General features: G+C 61.9%; 20 protein-coding genes. 3 read left to right on the forward strand and 17 right to left on the reverse strand.

The genetic code is table 11. The features are described from left to right. Window positions 1–180: 180 nt before the first annotated feature. Together ACP99_RS21250 and ACP99_RS13550 are read right to left on the reverse strand one after the other, a co-directional pair. The gene (locus tag ACP99_RS21250) at window positions 181–312 is read right to left on the reverse strand and encodes a hypothetical protein (protein WP_269319670.1); all 132 of its coding nucleotides are present in this window, start codon (window positions 310–312) and stop codon (window positions 181–183) included. A 133-nt stretch (window positions 313–445) separates the two neighbouring features. Continuing rightward, window positions 446–1,507 (reverse strand): Cdc6/Cdc18 family protein, encoded by a 1,062-nt coding sequence (locus ACP99_RS13550; protein ID WP_081927470.1) that lies wholly within the window; start codon window positions 1,505–1,507, stop codon window positions 446–448. Window positions 1,508–1,607: 100 nt separating this feature from the next. Here ACP99_RS13550 and ACP99_RS13555 point away from each other — a divergent pair, with 100 nt between their 5' ends. Beyond that, window positions 1,608–2,189, forward strand: coding sequence for a hypothetical protein (locus ACP99_RS13555; RefSeq protein WP_049987118.1), 582 nt, complete (start codon window positions 1,608–1,610; stop codon window positions 2,187–2,189). A gap of 11 nt (window positions 2,190–2,200) precedes the next feature. Here the strand turns inward: ACP99_RS13555 and ACP99_RS13560 are convergent, their stop codons facing one another. From ACP99_RS13560 to ACP99_RS13595, 8 genes are read right to left on the reverse strand one after another with little or no spacing between them, the layout of a single operon-like run. After that, window positions 2,201–2,440, reverse strand: coding sequence for a hypothetical protein (locus ACP99_RS13560; protein ID WP_156105723.1), 240 nt, complete (start codon window positions 2,438–2,440; stop codon window positions 2,201–2,203). Next, window positions 2,440–2,634, reverse strand: a complete 195-nt coding sequence (locus tag ACP99_RS13565; protein ID WP_049987119.1) for a hypothetical protein — start codon at window positions 2,632–2,634, stop codon at window positions 2,440–2,442. Before ACP99_RS13565 ends, ACP99_RS13560 begins: the two co-directional genes overlap by 1 nt. Continuing rightward, entirely contained in the window at window positions 2,627–2,887 is a 261-nt protein-coding gene (locus ACP99_RS13570) for a hypothetical protein (protein ID WP_156105725.1), read from the reverse strand. Before ACP99_RS13570 ends, ACP99_RS13565 begins: the two co-directional genes overlap by 8 nt. After that, on the reverse strand, window positions 2,880–3,158 hold the full coding sequence (locus ACP99_RS13575; protein WP_049987121.1) for a hypothetical protein: 279 nt from the start codon (window positions 3,156–3,158) through the stop codon (window positions 2,880–2,882). The genes ACP99_RS13570 and ACP99_RS13575 overlap by 8 nt, the downstream gene beginning before the upstream one ends. Further along, a complete protein-coding gene (locus ACP99_RS13580; RefSeq protein ID WP_049987122.1) occupies window positions 3,148–3,633 on the reverse strand; it encodes a hypothetical protein in 486 nt (161 codons plus the stop codon). Before ACP99_RS13580 ends, ACP99_RS13575 begins: the two co-directional genes overlap by 11 nt. Beyond that, the gene (locus ACP99_RS13585; RefSeq protein WP_049987123.1) at window positions 3,630–4,058 is read right to left on the reverse strand and encodes a hypothetical protein; all 429 of its coding nucleotides are present in this window, start codon (window positions 4,056–4,058) and stop codon (window positions 3,630–3,632) included. The genes ACP99_RS13580 and ACP99_RS13585 overlap by 4 nt, the downstream gene beginning before the upstream one ends. Continuing rightward, window positions 4,055–4,399, reverse strand: coding sequence for an SWIM zinc finger family protein (locus tag ACP99_RS13590; protein ID WP_081927471.1), 345 nt, complete (start codon window positions 4,397–4,399; stop codon window positions 4,055–4,057). The genes ACP99_RS13585 and ACP99_RS13590 overlap by 4 nt, the downstream gene beginning before the upstream one ends. After that, window positions 4,396–4,761 carry a hypothetical protein gene (locus ACP99_RS13595; RefSeq protein WP_049987125.1) on the reverse strand — a complete coding sequence of 122 codons (366 nt, stop codon included), beginning with the start codon at window positions 4,759–4,761 and terminating at the stop codon, window positions 4,396–4,398. The genes ACP99_RS13590 and ACP99_RS13595 overlap by 4 nt, the downstream gene beginning before the upstream one ends. Window positions 4,762–4,944: 183 nt before the next feature. Here ACP99_RS13595 and ACP99_RS20575 point away from each other — a divergent pair, with 183 nt between their 5' ends. Together ACP99_RS20575 and ACP99_RS13605 are read left to right on the forward strand one after the other, a co-directional pair. Then, window positions 4,945–5,316, forward strand: a complete 372-nt coding sequence (locus ACP99_RS20575) for a hypothetical protein (protein ID WP_197052460.1) — start codon at window positions 4,945–4,947, stop codon at window positions 5,314–5,316. Further along, complete coding sequence (locus ACP99_RS13605; RefSeq protein ID WP_049987126.1) at window positions 5,309–5,596, forward strand: hypothetical protein; 288 nt, start codon at window positions 5,309–5,311, stop codon at window positions 5,594–5,596. The genes ACP99_RS20575 and ACP99_RS13605 overlap by 8 nt, the downstream gene beginning before the upstream one ends. 578 nt (window positions 5,597–6,174) lie before the next feature. Here ACP99_RS13605 and ACP99_RS19355 read toward each other — a convergent pair. The 7 genes from ACP99_RS19355 to ACP99_RS13630 all read right to left on the reverse strand — a co-directional run. After that, window positions 6,175–7,002 (reverse strand): SDH family Clp fold serine proteinase, encoded by an 828-nt coding sequence (locus ACP99_RS19355; protein WP_197052461.1) that lies wholly within the window; start codon window positions 7,000–7,002, stop codon window positions 6,175–6,177. A 216-nt stretch (window positions 7,003–7,218) separates the two neighbouring features. Further along, window positions 7,219–7,413: a hypothetical protein gene (locus ACP99_RS20065; protein WP_156105726.1), complete on the reverse strand. Its 195-nt coding sequence runs from the start codon at window positions 7,411–7,413 to the stop codon at window positions 7,219–7,221. A gap of 178 nt (window positions 7,414–7,591) precedes the next feature. Continuing rightward, on the reverse strand, window positions 7,592–8,176 hold the full coding sequence (locus tag ACP99_RS20580) for a hypothetical protein (RefSeq protein ID WP_197052462.1): 585 nt from the start codon (window positions 8,174–8,176) through the stop codon (window positions 7,592–7,594). Between the two features lie 74 nt (window positions 8,177–8,250). Next, window positions 8,251–11,055 (reverse strand): fibronectin type III domain-containing protein, encoded by a 2,805-nt coding sequence (locus ACP99_RS13615; RefSeq protein ID WP_049987128.1) that lies wholly within the window; start codon window positions 11,053–11,055, stop codon window positions 8,251–8,253. A gap of 379 nt (window positions 11,056–11,434) precedes the next feature. Further along, entirely contained in the window at window positions 11,435–11,692 is a 258-nt protein-coding gene (locus ACP99_RS13620; protein WP_049987129.1) for a hypothetical protein, read from the reverse strand. A gap of 12 nt (window positions 11,693–11,704) precedes the next feature. Then, window positions 11,705–12,898 (reverse strand): hypothetical protein, encoded by a 1,194-nt coding sequence (locus ACP99_RS13625; RefSeq protein WP_049987130.1) that lies wholly within the window; start codon window positions 12,896–12,898, stop codon window positions 11,705–11,707. Then, window positions 12,898–13,634: fibronectin type III domain-containing protein (locus ACP99_RS13630; RefSeq protein WP_197052463.1), on the reverse strand; the 737-nt coding region annotated here is incomplete at its 5' end. The genes ACP99_RS13625 and ACP99_RS13630, both read right to left, overlap by 1 nt.

A 13,634-nucleotide genomic window follows, 5' to 3' on the forward strand; every position in this document is an offset into this window, starting at 1 on the left:
ACAATGTACTTCACAAGAGCGCAACAGTAAAGAGGGCTCCCAGACGATAATTTAAACTGGTGAATTTTGGATGTATGGCGTTGGATATCAACGCCTTTGTCCCGTACCGTCTTTTTATCACTCCCAATCACGACCCCATCAGAACAAGTCAAAACAATCCCCAGAGTCATCTAAGAAAACCTACACTTCTCCGTTCCGTTTTTGCAACACAAAATTGAGTTCTCGCTGGGGGTCGAGCGTGATCTCGTCGTCGCTGTCTGCTTGATCCGTATCGAGTTCGCTGGCGTTGGCGATAGTCGTCTCTGAACTCATCACACAGAGATATCACGTCCGGAACTGTATATAATTAATCACTCCATCACTACAGCAGTAAGGAAATTGAGAATCAGACAGTAATATTGGTTTATATCACTTCTCTAGGTCCAAAAATTCGGTATTGAAACTATCAAGAATGAATCTTTCCTATTGTAATCGGTGACTGAATGCTCGCGTCCACGACTGCGTACTGCGTCGATCCCTCCCCCTCTCGCGTGATAAGCCCATAGGCTTCGAGCTTTCGGAGGTGGTTCCGCCTGGTCCGCCTCACGATCGGCGTCAGCGTCGACTCGGCGTAGGCCCGCGGGGCGATCGCGTCGTAGCGCTCGTGGAGCTCCACGCCCGAGAGCTCACCCGCCGCGTGGACGAGTGCGTACAGGACGTGATGGTGCAACGTCAACGAGCGGAGATTCATCTTGCGGATCCGCTGACGAGCGCGCTCGAAGGACGCGTCGACGTCGGCGTCGTGAATCCGATACACTCCACGCTCGTCGGCCCGTTCTGCGGCGGCGCGAAGCGCTTGGATCCCGAAGCGGGCCACGCCAGCGACCTCGTCGCCGATCGCCTCGAGTTGGGAGCGCGTGACGACGTCGTCTGCGAGGCCCGCCCGCGCTCTGGCCCGGAGGATGTCCGCCAGTTGCGACACCCCAAACCGATCGACTGCGATATGCGTGGCGTCCTGGTAGCGCGCGTCGACGTCCTCGCGACCGAGGCGTGTCCGCCACCGGGTTGCGTCGTGGCAGATCGCGACTGTCGACAGCTGCGGGACGTCCGCGAGACGATCGAGGGCATCGGAGTCGGGCAGCCCCTCAATCTCGTCGAGCACGACGATCATCGGGCGCTCCACAGCCTCCCGAAGCGCCTCCGTCAGCGCTGCGGGTGTGGCGTCGCGACCGGGTACTGACGCCTCGGGGTGCGCGTGAATCACGTCTCGGAGGAGTGCATCCGACGAGACGCCCAGACATTCGATGTAGCAGTGATCGACGGTGTCGCGTGCCTCGAGGCGATCGATCGTGTGTTTCGCGAGCGACGTCTTCCCGACACCGGAACTCCCCGAGAGGATCACCTCGTCGCCGGCTTCGCCGTGCAACGTGGGTCCCCACGCCCGGAGCAACGACTCGACCTCGCTCTCGCGGTGCATCAACTCCCGCGGGGGCGTATCGTCACGGAAGACACTCCGGTCGGTTATCATCCAATCCGACTGACGAGTATCGGGTATAAAAAGACAGGTGAGACTTCCGGGTATGTCAAATTACCATACAATTATAGTGCCACACTAACGACTCACTCCTATGGATCGACGGGCGTATCTTCGATCGGTTACAGGCGTTGCATCGTTCGCGGCACTGGCTGGCTGCATCTCTACAGGTGGCGGGGATGGTGGAGGCGGTGGCAGCGATCCAACAACGGATGCCGATACTCCTACACCGACAGCCACTGCAACCCCAACAGCAACCCCAGAGCCTACCTCGGAGTTCCAAGGGTACACAGACGAAGACCCGAACTATGTAGACGTCCAATATCGTGATTACACCGAACCGGAGATTGAGGATATAAAAGAGGCCGCAGAATCGCCCAGCTACGAAGATCTGTTTAGGAATATCGATTCCACTCGGGGGCGCGAAGTCACGTATGAAGGGACTGTACAGCAGGCGATCGCGGCTGAGGATGGTTCGTACTTTGCCTTGTTCATCCTCATCGACGGCAATTTTGAAAAACAGACATATGTTTCGTGGACGGGTGAGCGATTTATCCAAGGCGACTCGGTCGAATTCTGGGGACAAGTCCTTGGTCCAGAAACCTACGTGACGGGGGCAGGATCGCAGAATACTGTTCCCGCGATTGCTGCAGCCGATATGGAGCTCTTGGAATAGTCAGCAGTCGCTCAGACGTCGTCGACAAACGTCCGCTCCCACCACTGACTCGTCACACCGCGCTGGGGGCAGTCGGGGTCGTGCGGAAGCTCCTCGATGCTGGCGGAGGGCTCGCGAGTGATCGGCAGCGTCGCCCCGCAGTCTGGGCACCGCATCTTGACCGGCTCGCCGCGCCGAGCGCCGTCCCAGTCTTCGGACGTCTCGGCGACGACGATCTCGAACTCAGTGTCCGGATCCGAGAATGAGCGCATCAGCGCCCACCCCACGGGAGTCGCTCAGATCGCGTCAGTCGCTCGTCGAGCGCGATCGCGCCGAAGGCGACGGCCAGCAACACGCCGCCGATCGCGAGGTCGTGGCTCGCACCGATCACGACGCCACCGGCACCGACGGAGAGTGCGCCCTGCCGGATCCGGCCACGCAGGCGCTCGAGGCGCTGTTCAAACATCCGCGGACCCCTCCGCGTCCGCCGTTGTCTCGGGGGCGGCGATGACGCCCTCGCGTTCGATGACGAGCTCGGGCTCATCGACGTGCTCGCGACCGGTCTCGTGCCAGCACCCGTCGGCGACGTCGTAGGCCTGTTCGATGAGCCAGTGGTCGTGCTCAAGGTTCGGGTTGCCGCGGTCGCGCTCGAAGATGAGCCGCCGCCGTGGCGCTCCGACCGGCTTGTACTCGAGGAGGATGCGGTAGTCCTCACTCATCGTCATCCTCCTCGCCCGCGGGGACCTCCCCGCGGACACGTTGGGCGTGCTCACGCAGCGAGCGCTTGAGACAGTCCCGTGCCTCCCGGTCGGCCTCGGTCGCGTCGTCGCTGGCGGCATAGACGCCCGCCTCTTGGTAGAGGTATGCGGCCGCGGCGAAGCGCTCGTCGTCGAGCAGCGCGTGGTAGTAATCGTAGTCGGTGTCCTCGTCGGCGAGGTCGAACTCCTCGACGACAGTCTTCGCGGCGCGTCGGGACTCGTTAATTTGCATCGTCGACCTCCCCGTCCGCGGCGATCGTGTGACCGACGTCCGCGAGTTCGCGCGCTTCGGTCGTGAGGTCCTTGCCGACTGCGTCCTGGACGAGCGCCTCGAGGATCGAGAGCGTCCGATCGGAGCCGCTCCGGTAGGCGGCGTCGAACAGCTGCTCGAGGACGCCGACCGCCACGCGATCGGCGACCGGCCGGCCGTCGTCCGCGGCCTCGGTCTCGATCCGCAGGAGCCGCGACTCCGGCATCGCGTACGTCTTCGAGGGCTCTGAGCGCCCGCTCGAACAGTAGACGACGTCGTAGACACGGTCCTCGGGCTCGGCACCGCACCGGCTGTTACCGTAGTTCTCACACAGCTCGTAGTCGTTCGCGTCGGACCACTCCGCCGCGGTCTGTCCGGTGTCTTCGAGGACGTGCACGGGCGACCCCTGCGTGACGTCGAGGGCGACGTCGCCGACGCGGATCTCCTCGCCGTTCATAGGTCCTGCACCCCAGTTGAGTTGCCGCCACCGAAGTCCGCGGGCTCGGAGCGCGTCGGTTCCTCGCGCCTCGTCTCCTTCGCGGCGTCGCTCCCGTCGTCGGACGGGCCTTCTGGTTCGTCCCACTCGTCGCGGAAGTCGGCGAGCCACGCGTCGACGTACCGGTCGACTGCCTGCTGCAGCGGGGCGTCGGTCGTCGCGATCGCCGCGAACAACGCATCGTCGGCGTTCGACTCCGCGACGAGGTCGTCGGTGTGGAGCTCCGACTCGGCCTCGCTGGCGAGCCAGCGTAGTTCGGCGAGCTTCCGATAGACCTCGTCTTGCGTGAGGAGTTCGTACTCCTCGTGGGTGATGTCGTCGCGTTCGTATTCGGGTTGGTACGGCTTCGACCCGGCGGCGTATTTGAGTTTGTTGGCGTAGCTCATAGCGCATCACGCTCCTCGAGCCGCCGGCGGAGGCCATCGTCCAGCGCGTCGACGTTGATGCCCTCAGGTATCTCCCGCTTGCCGAGTGCGTACAGCGCCCGCCGAATATGCTGACACGTGACGTCGCGGTAGTGGTAGTCCTCGCAGTCGCAGGAGTGCGTGACGATGTTGACTATGTGCCGCACCCCGCGGTGGTAGACCGCGACCTCGTCGTCGCCCCACGTGGCCGGGTCGTCGGCGTAGACGTCCATCGGGCGGGTGAGTGCGCGGACGTCGCGCTCGTCGAGTTTCGCGAGGGCTTGGATCATCTGGGCGTTGGGGCTCGGAGAAACGGCGCTCATCGGTCGGCCTCCTCGGCCTGTTGGGAGCGGATGACCGTCGCGACGACGCCGTCGGCCCACCCGCCGCGGGTGTAGCGTAGGTCCTCCCACTCGCCACGTTCGCTCTCGACGTGCTCGACCCAATCGAACACCGAGCGCGTGCCGATGTCGGCCTCGTGGGTGACCTCGGCTGGCGTCTCGGAGTCATCGATGACGTAGACGCGATCCGCACGCGGGCTGTGGAGGTGCGTCTCGCCTGCGCCGTCGACGCCGAGCAGCTGGGCGTCGATCGGGAGCTCGAGGTGGTCGGTGTCGATGCCGCCGCGGTCGCGGCCTGCAGTCGTGCCGGACGATTCAAGTCCGGTGGAGTTCGTAGTTGACATCGCTGGTTTTCCCAGCACGGTCGGGCGTGCTCTAACACGCGCCGGCCTTTCTGACCGGGCTCCCGTGCTCATCCTACAGTACACACCACTCCCTCTTTAATCTTTGCTTTGTCAACTATCTATGTCTCATACAATCCTAATATTTATACCGTCAATGAACATAGTAATGTTAGAGGCGCACAGATGGACCTCAAAGTGGCCCACGAACTCAACGACGCTGACGAGCGAATTCTCGATCTCCTCGCGAGCGGCCGGAACCTTCCGCAGAACCTCGCCCGGGAGTTGGATTACTCTCGTCAGTACGTCCAGAACAGATTACAGATGCTCAAGGCAGCCGACTACGTCGAGAATGTCGGTGGTGGCCTCTACGAGCTCGTCGACGACCCCCGAGACGACGACGAGGCTGCCCCGGACGCCGGCGACGTCGACCTCGAGGAACTCCGTGAGGTGGTCGCCGAGGCACGGGCTGCGTACAACGATCTCGACAACGACCGACTCGACGAGGCACTGACGCGAGCGGAGGAACTACTCGGCCGGGAGGGCGAGGATGGCTGACGCAGACAGCCGGTTCACCGATCTCCCAGTCCCCGATCGGTTCTTCCTCTCGGTCGACCCCGTCGAAATCGAGATGCGACCGCACCCACACGAGGAGGATGACATCCGCTTTTCGGCACAGAACGTCCCGGGCGGACAGTTCGGCTTCGAGATCGCCGCGTCCTACGAGTATGCCGGGCGACAGTGCCACCAACACGTCTGTCTCGATCGCGAGGGTGCCGAGGCGCTGCGGGACGCCCTCGACGAGGCGCTCGAAAGCGATCGGAGGGTGCGGCGATAAGTTCGACAGTGTCGACACGCTCCCCTACGAGAGCGACAACAACGTCACAAGCTCCGAGCCACTCTACTGGGCCTAAATCCGTTCTAGAGTGTCTGAAGATTCCAAATCCGATTGTTTCCCCGATCGGGTTAGTTTGAGTGCGCTGACCGTTCCTTTGCAGTTGGGAAGACCTCTAATTCGCTTGTTTCCGTACCTTAGAACGATTTTTGCTCCTGATTTCTGATTTCAAATCTCCCGGATACCGAACCCTTAACTCTTCCCCGGGGTCTGTTTGAATTGCCTCAATCGGGGCGACGCCACTGAGGCGTCTCACGAAGTCTCAGGACCAGGAGGTGCACAACGAAGAGTGGCATCTGAAGTCAGATTGATCGTGGTCGCGATCTGCGGGACCATCTTGGCTGCCTATGGAGTCCAGGGTGGTCTCGTCTTGCTGGGGATCGCGGCCACGACGAGGGCCGAGCGGTACCGGTAACCGATTGCCCGGGTCGGACACGGGGTGGCGTGTCCTATCTGGGTCTTTGGTGCGAGCGTGAAATAATTTTATCACTACGGGCTGTTGGACCGACGGTTTTAGCTAGCTAGCTTGCCGGGTCTTCGCCTTCAGGTGGTTCGTCTTGTGGAGGTCCCGATGGTGGTACTGGTTGATGCCGCGGTGTCCATAAATTATTATTCCCCTCCCCTTGCGAGCCTCCGCGGTCGGTTCCTTGGATGTAGGCATTCCCATTGTGGTTTTCAATTATCTTAGCTACACCCGTTTGCACGTGGCCAAGGGTCGTTGAGTGGTAAACAGACAATACGAGGTCCTGTAGTTTTTGATCATCTTCTAAATCAGTCACCTCAAACCCGTAGTTCCGTGCTTTCTCACGGTTGAGATGCCTTCCGTGACTTTTGAACAGATCAAAATCAGAGAGGGTCTGCGAGATCTCGTCTGCTTTGGCCGCCGCATCTGGATCTCCAGAGAACATATATTTTTGAGCCCAGTCTCTCGCCAGCTCTTGGGAGAGGTTAATTGCCTGCTTGCATTCCACCAATAGTCCTGGACCATATTGTCTTAGAATTGGTGTCCACTGTGCTAGGTTATCTTCGTCATCCTCAATTTCTTCTTTCGCCTGTTCGAACTGTTGCAAAATTGCTTTTGCGGGGACAGATCGCACCCCTGTGGGGGTGTCAAGAGTGACCTGTGGGTCAATAGGGCCTAAAAATGAGTGCCTCCCCATTACGAGTTCATCGGCTGCGCAGCACATCATCGTCGCCGCTGACATCGCAGCGTGGGGAACAAAGACTCTGATATGGTCGAATTTTGAGCGCAAGTAATCTACGAGAGATTCCGCTGCTGTAGGTGTACCGCCGGGGCTGTGTAGAATCAGATCTAACTCAGACCCATCCAAGCCATAAAAGACCTGCATTAACCCGTGAAGATCGGAGTCGCTAATTGAAAGTTGGGCGGAAGGGTCATTTAGATGAGTCCAACCGCTTGAGTAAAGGATTACATCGCGGTTCGTGTGGTCGTGAAGATCTGAAAGATACTCTCTCCGTAAGCTATCGTGAGGGTGGTCTTCGACTGGACGCTGCCGATCTCTTAGCTCCTCGAGTACGTCGCCCCAATGTGGCATGTCAGTCCTTTAATTGGACTGACTACTAAAACTGGCGCTGGTTGAGGACTTATTGGCCCGCGCAGTGTACTCTTCAACGCGCTTTGAGATACGTTCCGATTTTTCCATCAGATCCATATATTCTTCCATACCCGGCGTTTCTTCCCCATCATCAGAGTCATGGACTTGCTTGAGCAAGTCTTCGTCTTCTTTTTCTGTCGACATAGGGATCTCACTAACGCTTGAGACCCGGCCGCCTTAATTATGTGACTTTTCGATACATTAATAAAATCGACTTGGTGGTTTCATATAGTTATAGGCCAGCCTGAAAGCGTTATGACGTCTCTACCGTCATCATATCGCGTTATATATGATTGCTACATTCATACCCATCCAGTGCAAACTATGGGACACTGGCCGCTGCGATCCACTTGAACCGATCCAACATCCTTCGCGCCTCCGCCGCCCCACGCTCGACGTCGAACTCGACAGCTCGATAGTGGCGCACAGGAGCGTACCACGGATTGTACTCGTGATGCGCAGCAATCCGTGACTTTCCAGGCTCCCCCGGCACGGGGAATACTCGGACGTGAGTCTGCCACTTGCCGAATAACCCGTCGGGCCGGCGCGCGTAGGAGCCGACCTCGAAGACGCGCTTGCCGTCGTGTCTGAGATACTGCAGACTCGCGAGCGTCCCCGGATAGACGTCCGGTTGGGCCCGCAGCTCCCGCCGCACCGCCGCGGGCGAGGCGTCGACGACGCCGACGAGCTGCTCCCGCGTCGCCCAGCCCACGGCGAAGAGCGGCGGATAGGCCCGCTCGATCAGCGGCACAACGCGCCGCCGCAGTCGCCACACGTCGGGCCACACGGCCCTAAGGACGTGCTCGAAGCGTTCGGATCGGAGACTGGTCCCTCTGAGAATCAGGACTGCCAGCGTCGCGATCGCGGCGACGACGCCGAGCAGTTCGAGAGTGATGCCACTAGACATCGGTTTGAGAAAACAGGTCTTAACCAACACGTGACCGCCGACACCCGCGGCTGTAGGTTAAGACTCGATCGCGCTCACACGTTCCGCGCCAGCGAAGTCAGCCGATCGCGGAGGTCGTCGACGATTTCACCGGGCTTGCGTCGACTCCCGACCGTCAGTTGGACCTGCTGGGGCTGTGAGTCCGAAGAGCGCACCCGCAGCGGACCGTCGAAGGGCAGCTCCGTGGGATCGATCGCGGCGACGAGCGATCGATCCGGCGCGGGATCACTGATTGTGACCGTCGCTTCCTCGAGGGGCGCCGCAACTTGGCGGACGATCGCCAAGGCGAGCTGCTCGCACTCTCGGTCCGACGACGCTTCGGGCAGGTGCTCTCTCGTTGTTCGGGGATTCTCTCCTGCGGCCGGATCGGTGAACCGGCCCTGATAGCGCCACTCATAATCGATTTCGTACTCGGTCTCGGGAGTCATCGCGCCGCCGTCGAGGATCGTCAGCGTCCCCTGGTAGTGGTCGAGCGAGTAGTCGAGCCCGCGCTCGTACTGCGTGTCGCGGTCGCCGACGTCGTAGACCGTCTCGGAGCCCTCAACGATCGGGCTCTCCTGGAGGCCGACAAACAAGCCGTAGTCGTCGGCTGTGAAGAACGTCTCACCCTCGACGCGCGTGCTCTTCCCCTCGACGATCACGCGCTCGAAACTCCCCTCGATCGTGCGGCGGCCCTCGTAGCTGACGAGTGCGGGCTCGCGACCGACGCGCTGGCCGGACTGGGTCCAGACGATTTCGTAGGGCGCACTCGCCGACTCCGGCGCACGGCGGAGCTCCCAGATCGAGTCGCCGACGTCGGCCATCCGATTGAGCGCGTCCAGGTAGGTCCCCGCGTGGACGAAGTCCAACAGCACGGGCACGTTGACGAGATCCGCCCGCAGCTCGAGGACGTCCAAGACGTGCCCCGCCGCGCCGATATCGACCGATTCCGAGCCCGTGTCATATCGCCCGAGCGTCACACGCGACTGCAGGAGTTGCGTCCCGTCGGCAAACTCTGCGCTGTGGGTGGTCGTCCCAGTCGCCTCGTCGAACGCATCGGCCGTGTCGTTGCGCAGCCCGAGCGCTGCCGGCCCCTCCGGCGACGTCATCGTCGCCTCAACCGAGCCGGCGACGACCTGCTCGACGGAGCCGACGGGCTCGAAGACGAGGTCGATCTCGGGGAACTCCTCCCAGCCGGTGACGACTGCGTCGACGGGCGTGATATCTGAGGTGGCGTAGTCGTAGCGGTTGTCGCGAATGTGGCAAAAGTCGAGATAGACGTCGCCGCCGGAGACGATCTCGACCTCGATCGTGTGCGTGCTGTCGGGGAGATCCCCAACATCGGGCGCGCTCGGATTGAGGTCAACCGGCCAGCGCCGGAGCTCGAACTCGTCCGTCGAGCCGATGAGTGTCCCCTCGGAGAACGAATTAAGCGTGTAAGTCCCACCGCCACCGCCGACGTCGATGCGGATGTCCATCGCCGGCGTCGGATCGGTGGGGAGCGCCCACACGAGGTCGACCTCCGCCTCGCCCTCGGGGATGACGTATTCGGGCCGGAACTCGATCTCGACAGTCTGGCCGGCCGAGAGGCGTCGGCATCGATTGCCCGACCACGCGCCGTCGTTGCCCTCCTGGTCGGCCAAAAAGATCGAGCCGTCGCCGCCGGCGTCCTCGCCCTCGATGAACCACGCCGTTTGCTCGGCATAGACCTCGTTGAGGACGATCGTCCGCGGGTCCGTCTCGGCGAACGGCGCGTCCTGAATGTAGTTCTGAAAATCATCGTTGCCCGTATATCGGAACAGTTCGACGTCGTCTCGGGTATCTGTCGCCGGGTCGTCGACGTCGGCGAGCCACCCGAGATCGTTCTCGATCATCGATTCGGCAGCGACGTGGGCATCCGCTTCGACGTACTCGATCGCCTGGCCGTCTTCCGCGGCGACGTCGTTAAGCAGCTGCTCCCCGCCGCGGGCGACGAGCACGTCCTGAGACTCCGAACGCTCGACGTCCCGCAGCGTCTCGATCGGCAGCCGGTAGCCATCCTTCCACACGCGGATCGTCGCGCCTTCGACATCGTGGTCCTCCCACGTGTCCGAACGCGGGACGGGGAGGCGGACCTGCGGGAGGCCGTTCAGCTGTGGTTGCCAGACGTTGTCGTCGGCGAGGATCGTGGGGCGGAGCGTCTCGCCGGAGGGATGCTCGACCTCGACGTAGTAGCCCGAGGCCGGGACACGCCGGTCGCGGACGCCGTCGATGTCGTCCGTCGTGACTGTTTCGAGGTTGCTATCGGCGCTCGTGTGCTCGGTGTACGGCCGCACCCGATAGCGATACTCGGTGTTCGGTTGGACGGAGTCGTCCGTGTAACTCTCGGTGTTGGGACCCGCGTCGTCGACGATCTCTTCGGGCCACCACTCCCCGCCGACGCGCTGCTCGCGGACGACCTCTTGGCCAGTCTCGTTGTCGGCCTGATCGATCCACTCCAAGCTGACTTCGGTCGGGGAGACGACGGTTACGTCGAGGCTGATCGCCCCGGGGAATTTGGCGGTGATCGCGACGGGGTCGGTCCACGCGCCCGTGGCGTGCTCGGTCTCCGTTCTGACCCTGACCTCGTATTCCTCGCCGTCCTCGCGGCCGGTGATGATGTCGTCCTCGGTGCCGTCGAGGTCGGCGTCGGCGTCGATCGTCTGCTCGGCGAAGCCCGTCGCCGAAGAGTCCCACGCGGACTGGCCGGTCTCTCGACACTGGATCCGATAGGTCCCGTAGTTGATGACATCGGGGTTCGAGACGGCGATCTCGTCCTCGACGCCGTTGCCGAGCGTCGGTGCATCAGCGTCTGGCAGTGTGGTTTGGGCTTGAATTGGCATTATCGACTCTCAGAAGGTTATGAATGCGGTTGCCGCACTGTAATTCGAGCCACAGTACGGCAACCGGTGCTCTCGAAGTCGGGGTAGCGCCCGAGGTCATGGCTCGGGCGCCTGGCTTTCAGGGCAGTGAAAGCCAACAGGAAGTATTATCCTTACTACATATAATTGCATCGCTGCGTGCTGAGCGAGGGGTGTTTCGCCCTTTCTTTCACGCCGAGGACTGAGAATCAGCCTGCAGACCCTGCCTCAGGATTGAACGCGCATTTGTTGATATGACTCGTGAATCTCGGCCTCCACGCGCTCGCGGATATACTCATCAATCTCCTCGCTATGCTCCTCGCGGAGTGACTCAAGCATACCCTCGTGATGCTCTGATATGTCAATCTCCACGGCCACTCACCTCAATGTCCCCCGCTTCGATCTCCACACCGTCGAGAGCGTTAAGCTCCTTCACCACCGCGTCCGTAGCTTCTGGTAGGGAGCCGTTATCCACTTCTCGGCGCGCATACAGCCGCACCGTATCCCGCGTCACGTTAAGCCGATAACTTGTATCTGATAATGCCTCCTCGATAGCCGCAACCGTGTTTGCTGCGTTGTCCGTCTCGATATCAACCGTCGTGTTGAGTCTGAGTGTCATTATTGTGTCTCCTTAGAGTGTTGCGTTTTCGTTCAGGCTGCCAGTAATCGACAGGTCGCCAGTTGTGAGGTCCATCACCATCCGCCGTGTCCCATCGCGTTGCGTGATAATGAGTTGATCATCGGTTTGGGCATTAATGCCCGCATCTTGGCCGATAGCGATAAGCCCCGACGCTTGGTTGTTGCGGATTGCGCTATCGCCGATGCCAATATTATCATCTCCCATCGTTGTGGGATCGGCCAAGCCATCCCCCCGCGCCGCCTGATACCCCGAGGCCGTGACTTGATTGCCCGTGTTGTTCTGAGCCGCCAGATACCCCGAGGCCGTGACTCCGAGGCCCGTGTTGTCCTGAGCCGCCGCACGACCACTTGCCGTGACTTGAGCGCCCGTGTTGTTTTGAGCCGCCCAATGCCCCGAGGCCGTGACTTGATTGCCCGTGTTGTTTTGAGCCGCCCAATGCCCCGTCGCCGTGACATTAGCGCCCGTGTTGTTCCGTGCCGCCTGATACCCCGTCGCCGTGACATTATTGCCCGTGTTGTTCTGTGCCGCCTGATACCCAATAGCAGTATGGTTGCCAATCGTCCCACCCGAGCCGTCGTCACCGTTGGCACGGGCACCGATACCGATGGCGACGGAGTTGTTGCCTGCGTTTGGTCGATCTTGGTCACTACCATAGTGGAGCGTGTCGGTTGCCTCTCCCGTCGTGACGGTGACTGATTCGTCTGTACTGAGCGATTCGGACTCGACGTTTCGGAACGCCGCATCCGCAAACAGCCGCCGGTCAAAGATGTCGGCAGCGGCGACGTCCGTCGTCTGTGCGGAGATCCACACTTCCGCGAGGACGACCGCGTTCATCGCGGCGAGATCGGGCGGGGCAGGACGATAGGTATCCCGGCGGATCTGCCCCGCCGGCTGAGCCGGCTCGGGCGTGCCCGTCGCGATCTGTGCGTCGCCGTTGCCGTCGACGTAGACGACGTCCTTCCGCGGGTCGGCGCTGTCCGGACTCGCGAGCGCAACGTTGTCCTGCGCTGAGACCGAGACGCTCGCACCGTCGAAGATCACCTCGCCGGCCTCAACCTCCACGGTGAGGTCGTTCGTGCCGGGCGAGACCGCACAGCCCTCCGCGACGGAGAACTGCAACCGTCGCGCGAGTTGGTTCTGGTCGAGTGCCTGTGTCCCCTCGAGATCGTTCGTGCTGTATGGCATTATTCTGGGCCTCCAAATTGCTGAGAACCGTAGCGCTCACCGCCGTAGGTGCCGGCGACGACTGCTGTCGCGGGATCGGTGTCCGGCGTCTCGGCGTCCTCGGTGACGGCGACGACCCTGATGTCGTAGTCCTCGCCCGTCCGTAGGCCGGTGAGCGTCGCCTCTTCGACTGTGTGGTCGACGACCGTCTCCGCGCCGCCCGGGGCCGCCGAGCCCCACTCCGAGGCGTCGGTCGGCTTGCACTCGAGGCGCGTGGTGCCGTTATCGTGAGCGGCGTTCCACACGCAGTCGAACTCGGTGGCGCGCTCGGCGGTCACGTCGAGGCCGTAAGGGGCGGGGAGATCGGTCCGCGCGGAGACCTCCGTAGACGTCGGCCCCTCGGCGTCGATGTAGGCCACGACGACGTAGTGGTACGCCGTCCCGTCGAGGAGCCCCGTGTCGGTGACCGGCGGCGCGGAAACGTCATCGACGAGCGTATCGCCAGTCGTGACGCCCGGCTCCGTGTCGCGGTAGGCCCGATACCCATCCGCGCCGGCGACGGGGTCGAAATCCACCTCGACCGAGTCGCCATCCAGCGGCGTCGCGGTGACGTTCTGCGGCGCGTCGTCAGGCGCCTGCTCGTAGGTGACGGTGATCTGGCCGTCGCGCGTCGTGACGGTCGAGCCGCCGTCGGCGAACGTCTCGACCGAGTCGAGGCCGTCGCTGTAGCCAGAGCCCCACCGCCACCACCGCCACC

It is taken from the genome of Halobellus rufus (assembly GCF_000739575.1).
Classification (GTDB): Archaea; Halobacteriota; Halobacteria; order Halobacteriales; family Haloferacaceae; genus Haloquadratum; species Haloquadratum rufum.

Excerpts from the sequence above, each read along its gene's own strand:
- ACP99_RS21250 (WP_269319670.1), bottom strand. The coding sequence starts at position 312 with ATGAGTTCAGAGACGACTATCGCCAACGCCAGCGAACTCGATACGGAT.
- ACP99_RS13550 (WP_081927470.1), bottom strand. The coding sequence starts at position 1,507 with ATGATAACCGACCGGAGTGTCTTCCGTGACGATACGCCCCCGCGGGAG.
- ACP99_RS13555 (WP_049987118.1), top strand. The coding sequence starts at position 1,608 with ATGGATCGACGGGCGTATCTTCGATCGGTTACAGGCGTTGCATCGTTC.
- ACP99_RS13560 (WP_156105723.1), bottom strand. The coding sequence starts at position 2,440 with ATGCGCTCATTCTCGGATCCGGACACTGAGTTCGAGATCGTCGTCGCC.
- ACP99_RS13565 (WP_049987119.1), bottom strand. The coding sequence starts at position 2,634 with ATGTTTGAACAGCGCCTCGAGCGCCTGCGTGGCCGGATCCGGCAGGGC.
- ACP99_RS13570 (WP_156105725.1), bottom strand. The coding sequence starts at position 2,887 with ATGAGTGAGGACTACCGCATCCTCCTCGAGTACAAGCCGGTCGGAGCG.
- ACP99_RS13575 (WP_049987121.1), bottom strand. The coding sequence starts at position 3,158 with ATGCAAATTAACGAGTCCCGACGCGCCGCGAAGACTGTCGTCGAGGAG.
- ACP99_RS13580 (WP_049987122.1), bottom strand. The coding sequence starts at position 3,633 with ATGAACGGCGAGGAGATCCGCGTCGGCGACGTCGCCCTCGACGTCACG.
- ACP99_RS13585 (WP_049987123.1), bottom strand. The coding sequence starts at position 4,058 with ATGAGCTACGCCAACAAACTCAAATACGCCGCCGGGTCGAAGCCGTAC.
- ACP99_RS13590 (WP_081927471.1), bottom strand. The coding sequence starts at position 4,399 with ATGAGCGCCGTTTCTCCGAGCCCCAACGCCCAGATGATCCAAGCCCTC.
- ACP99_RS13595 (WP_049987125.1), bottom strand. The coding sequence starts at position 4,761 with ATGTCAACTACGAACTCCACCGGACTTGAATCGTCCGGCACGACTGCA.
- ACP99_RS20575 (WP_197052460.1), top strand. The coding sequence starts at position 4,945 with ATGGACCTCAAAGTGGCCCACGAACTCAACGACGCTGACGAGCGAATT.
- ACP99_RS13605 (WP_049987126.1), top strand. The coding sequence starts at position 5,309 with ATGGCTGACGCAGACAGCCGGTTCACCGATCTCCCAGTCCCCGATCGG.
- ACP99_RS19355 (WP_197052461.1), bottom strand. The coding sequence starts at position 7,002 with ATGCAGGTCTTTTATGGCTTGGATGGGTCTGAGTTAGATCTGATTCTA.
- ACP99_RS20065 (WP_156105726.1), bottom strand. The coding sequence starts at position 7,413 with ATGTCGACAGAAAAAGAAGACGAAGACTTGCTCAAGCAAGTCCATGAC.
- ACP99_RS20580 (WP_197052462.1), bottom strand. The coding sequence starts at position 8,176 with ATGTCTAGTGGCATCACTCTCGAACTGCTCGGCGTCGTCGCCGCGATC.
- ACP99_RS13615 (WP_049987128.1), bottom strand. The coding sequence starts at position 11,055 with ATGCCAATTCAAGCCCAAACCACACTGCCAGACGCTGATGCACCGACG.
- ACP99_RS13620 (WP_049987129.1), bottom strand. The coding sequence starts at position 11,692 with ATGACACTCAGACTCAACACGACGGTTGATATCGAGACGGACAACGCA.
- ACP99_RS13625 (WP_049987130.1), bottom strand. The coding sequence starts at position 12,898 with ATGCCATACAGCACGAACGATCTCGAGGGGACACAGGCACTCGACCAG.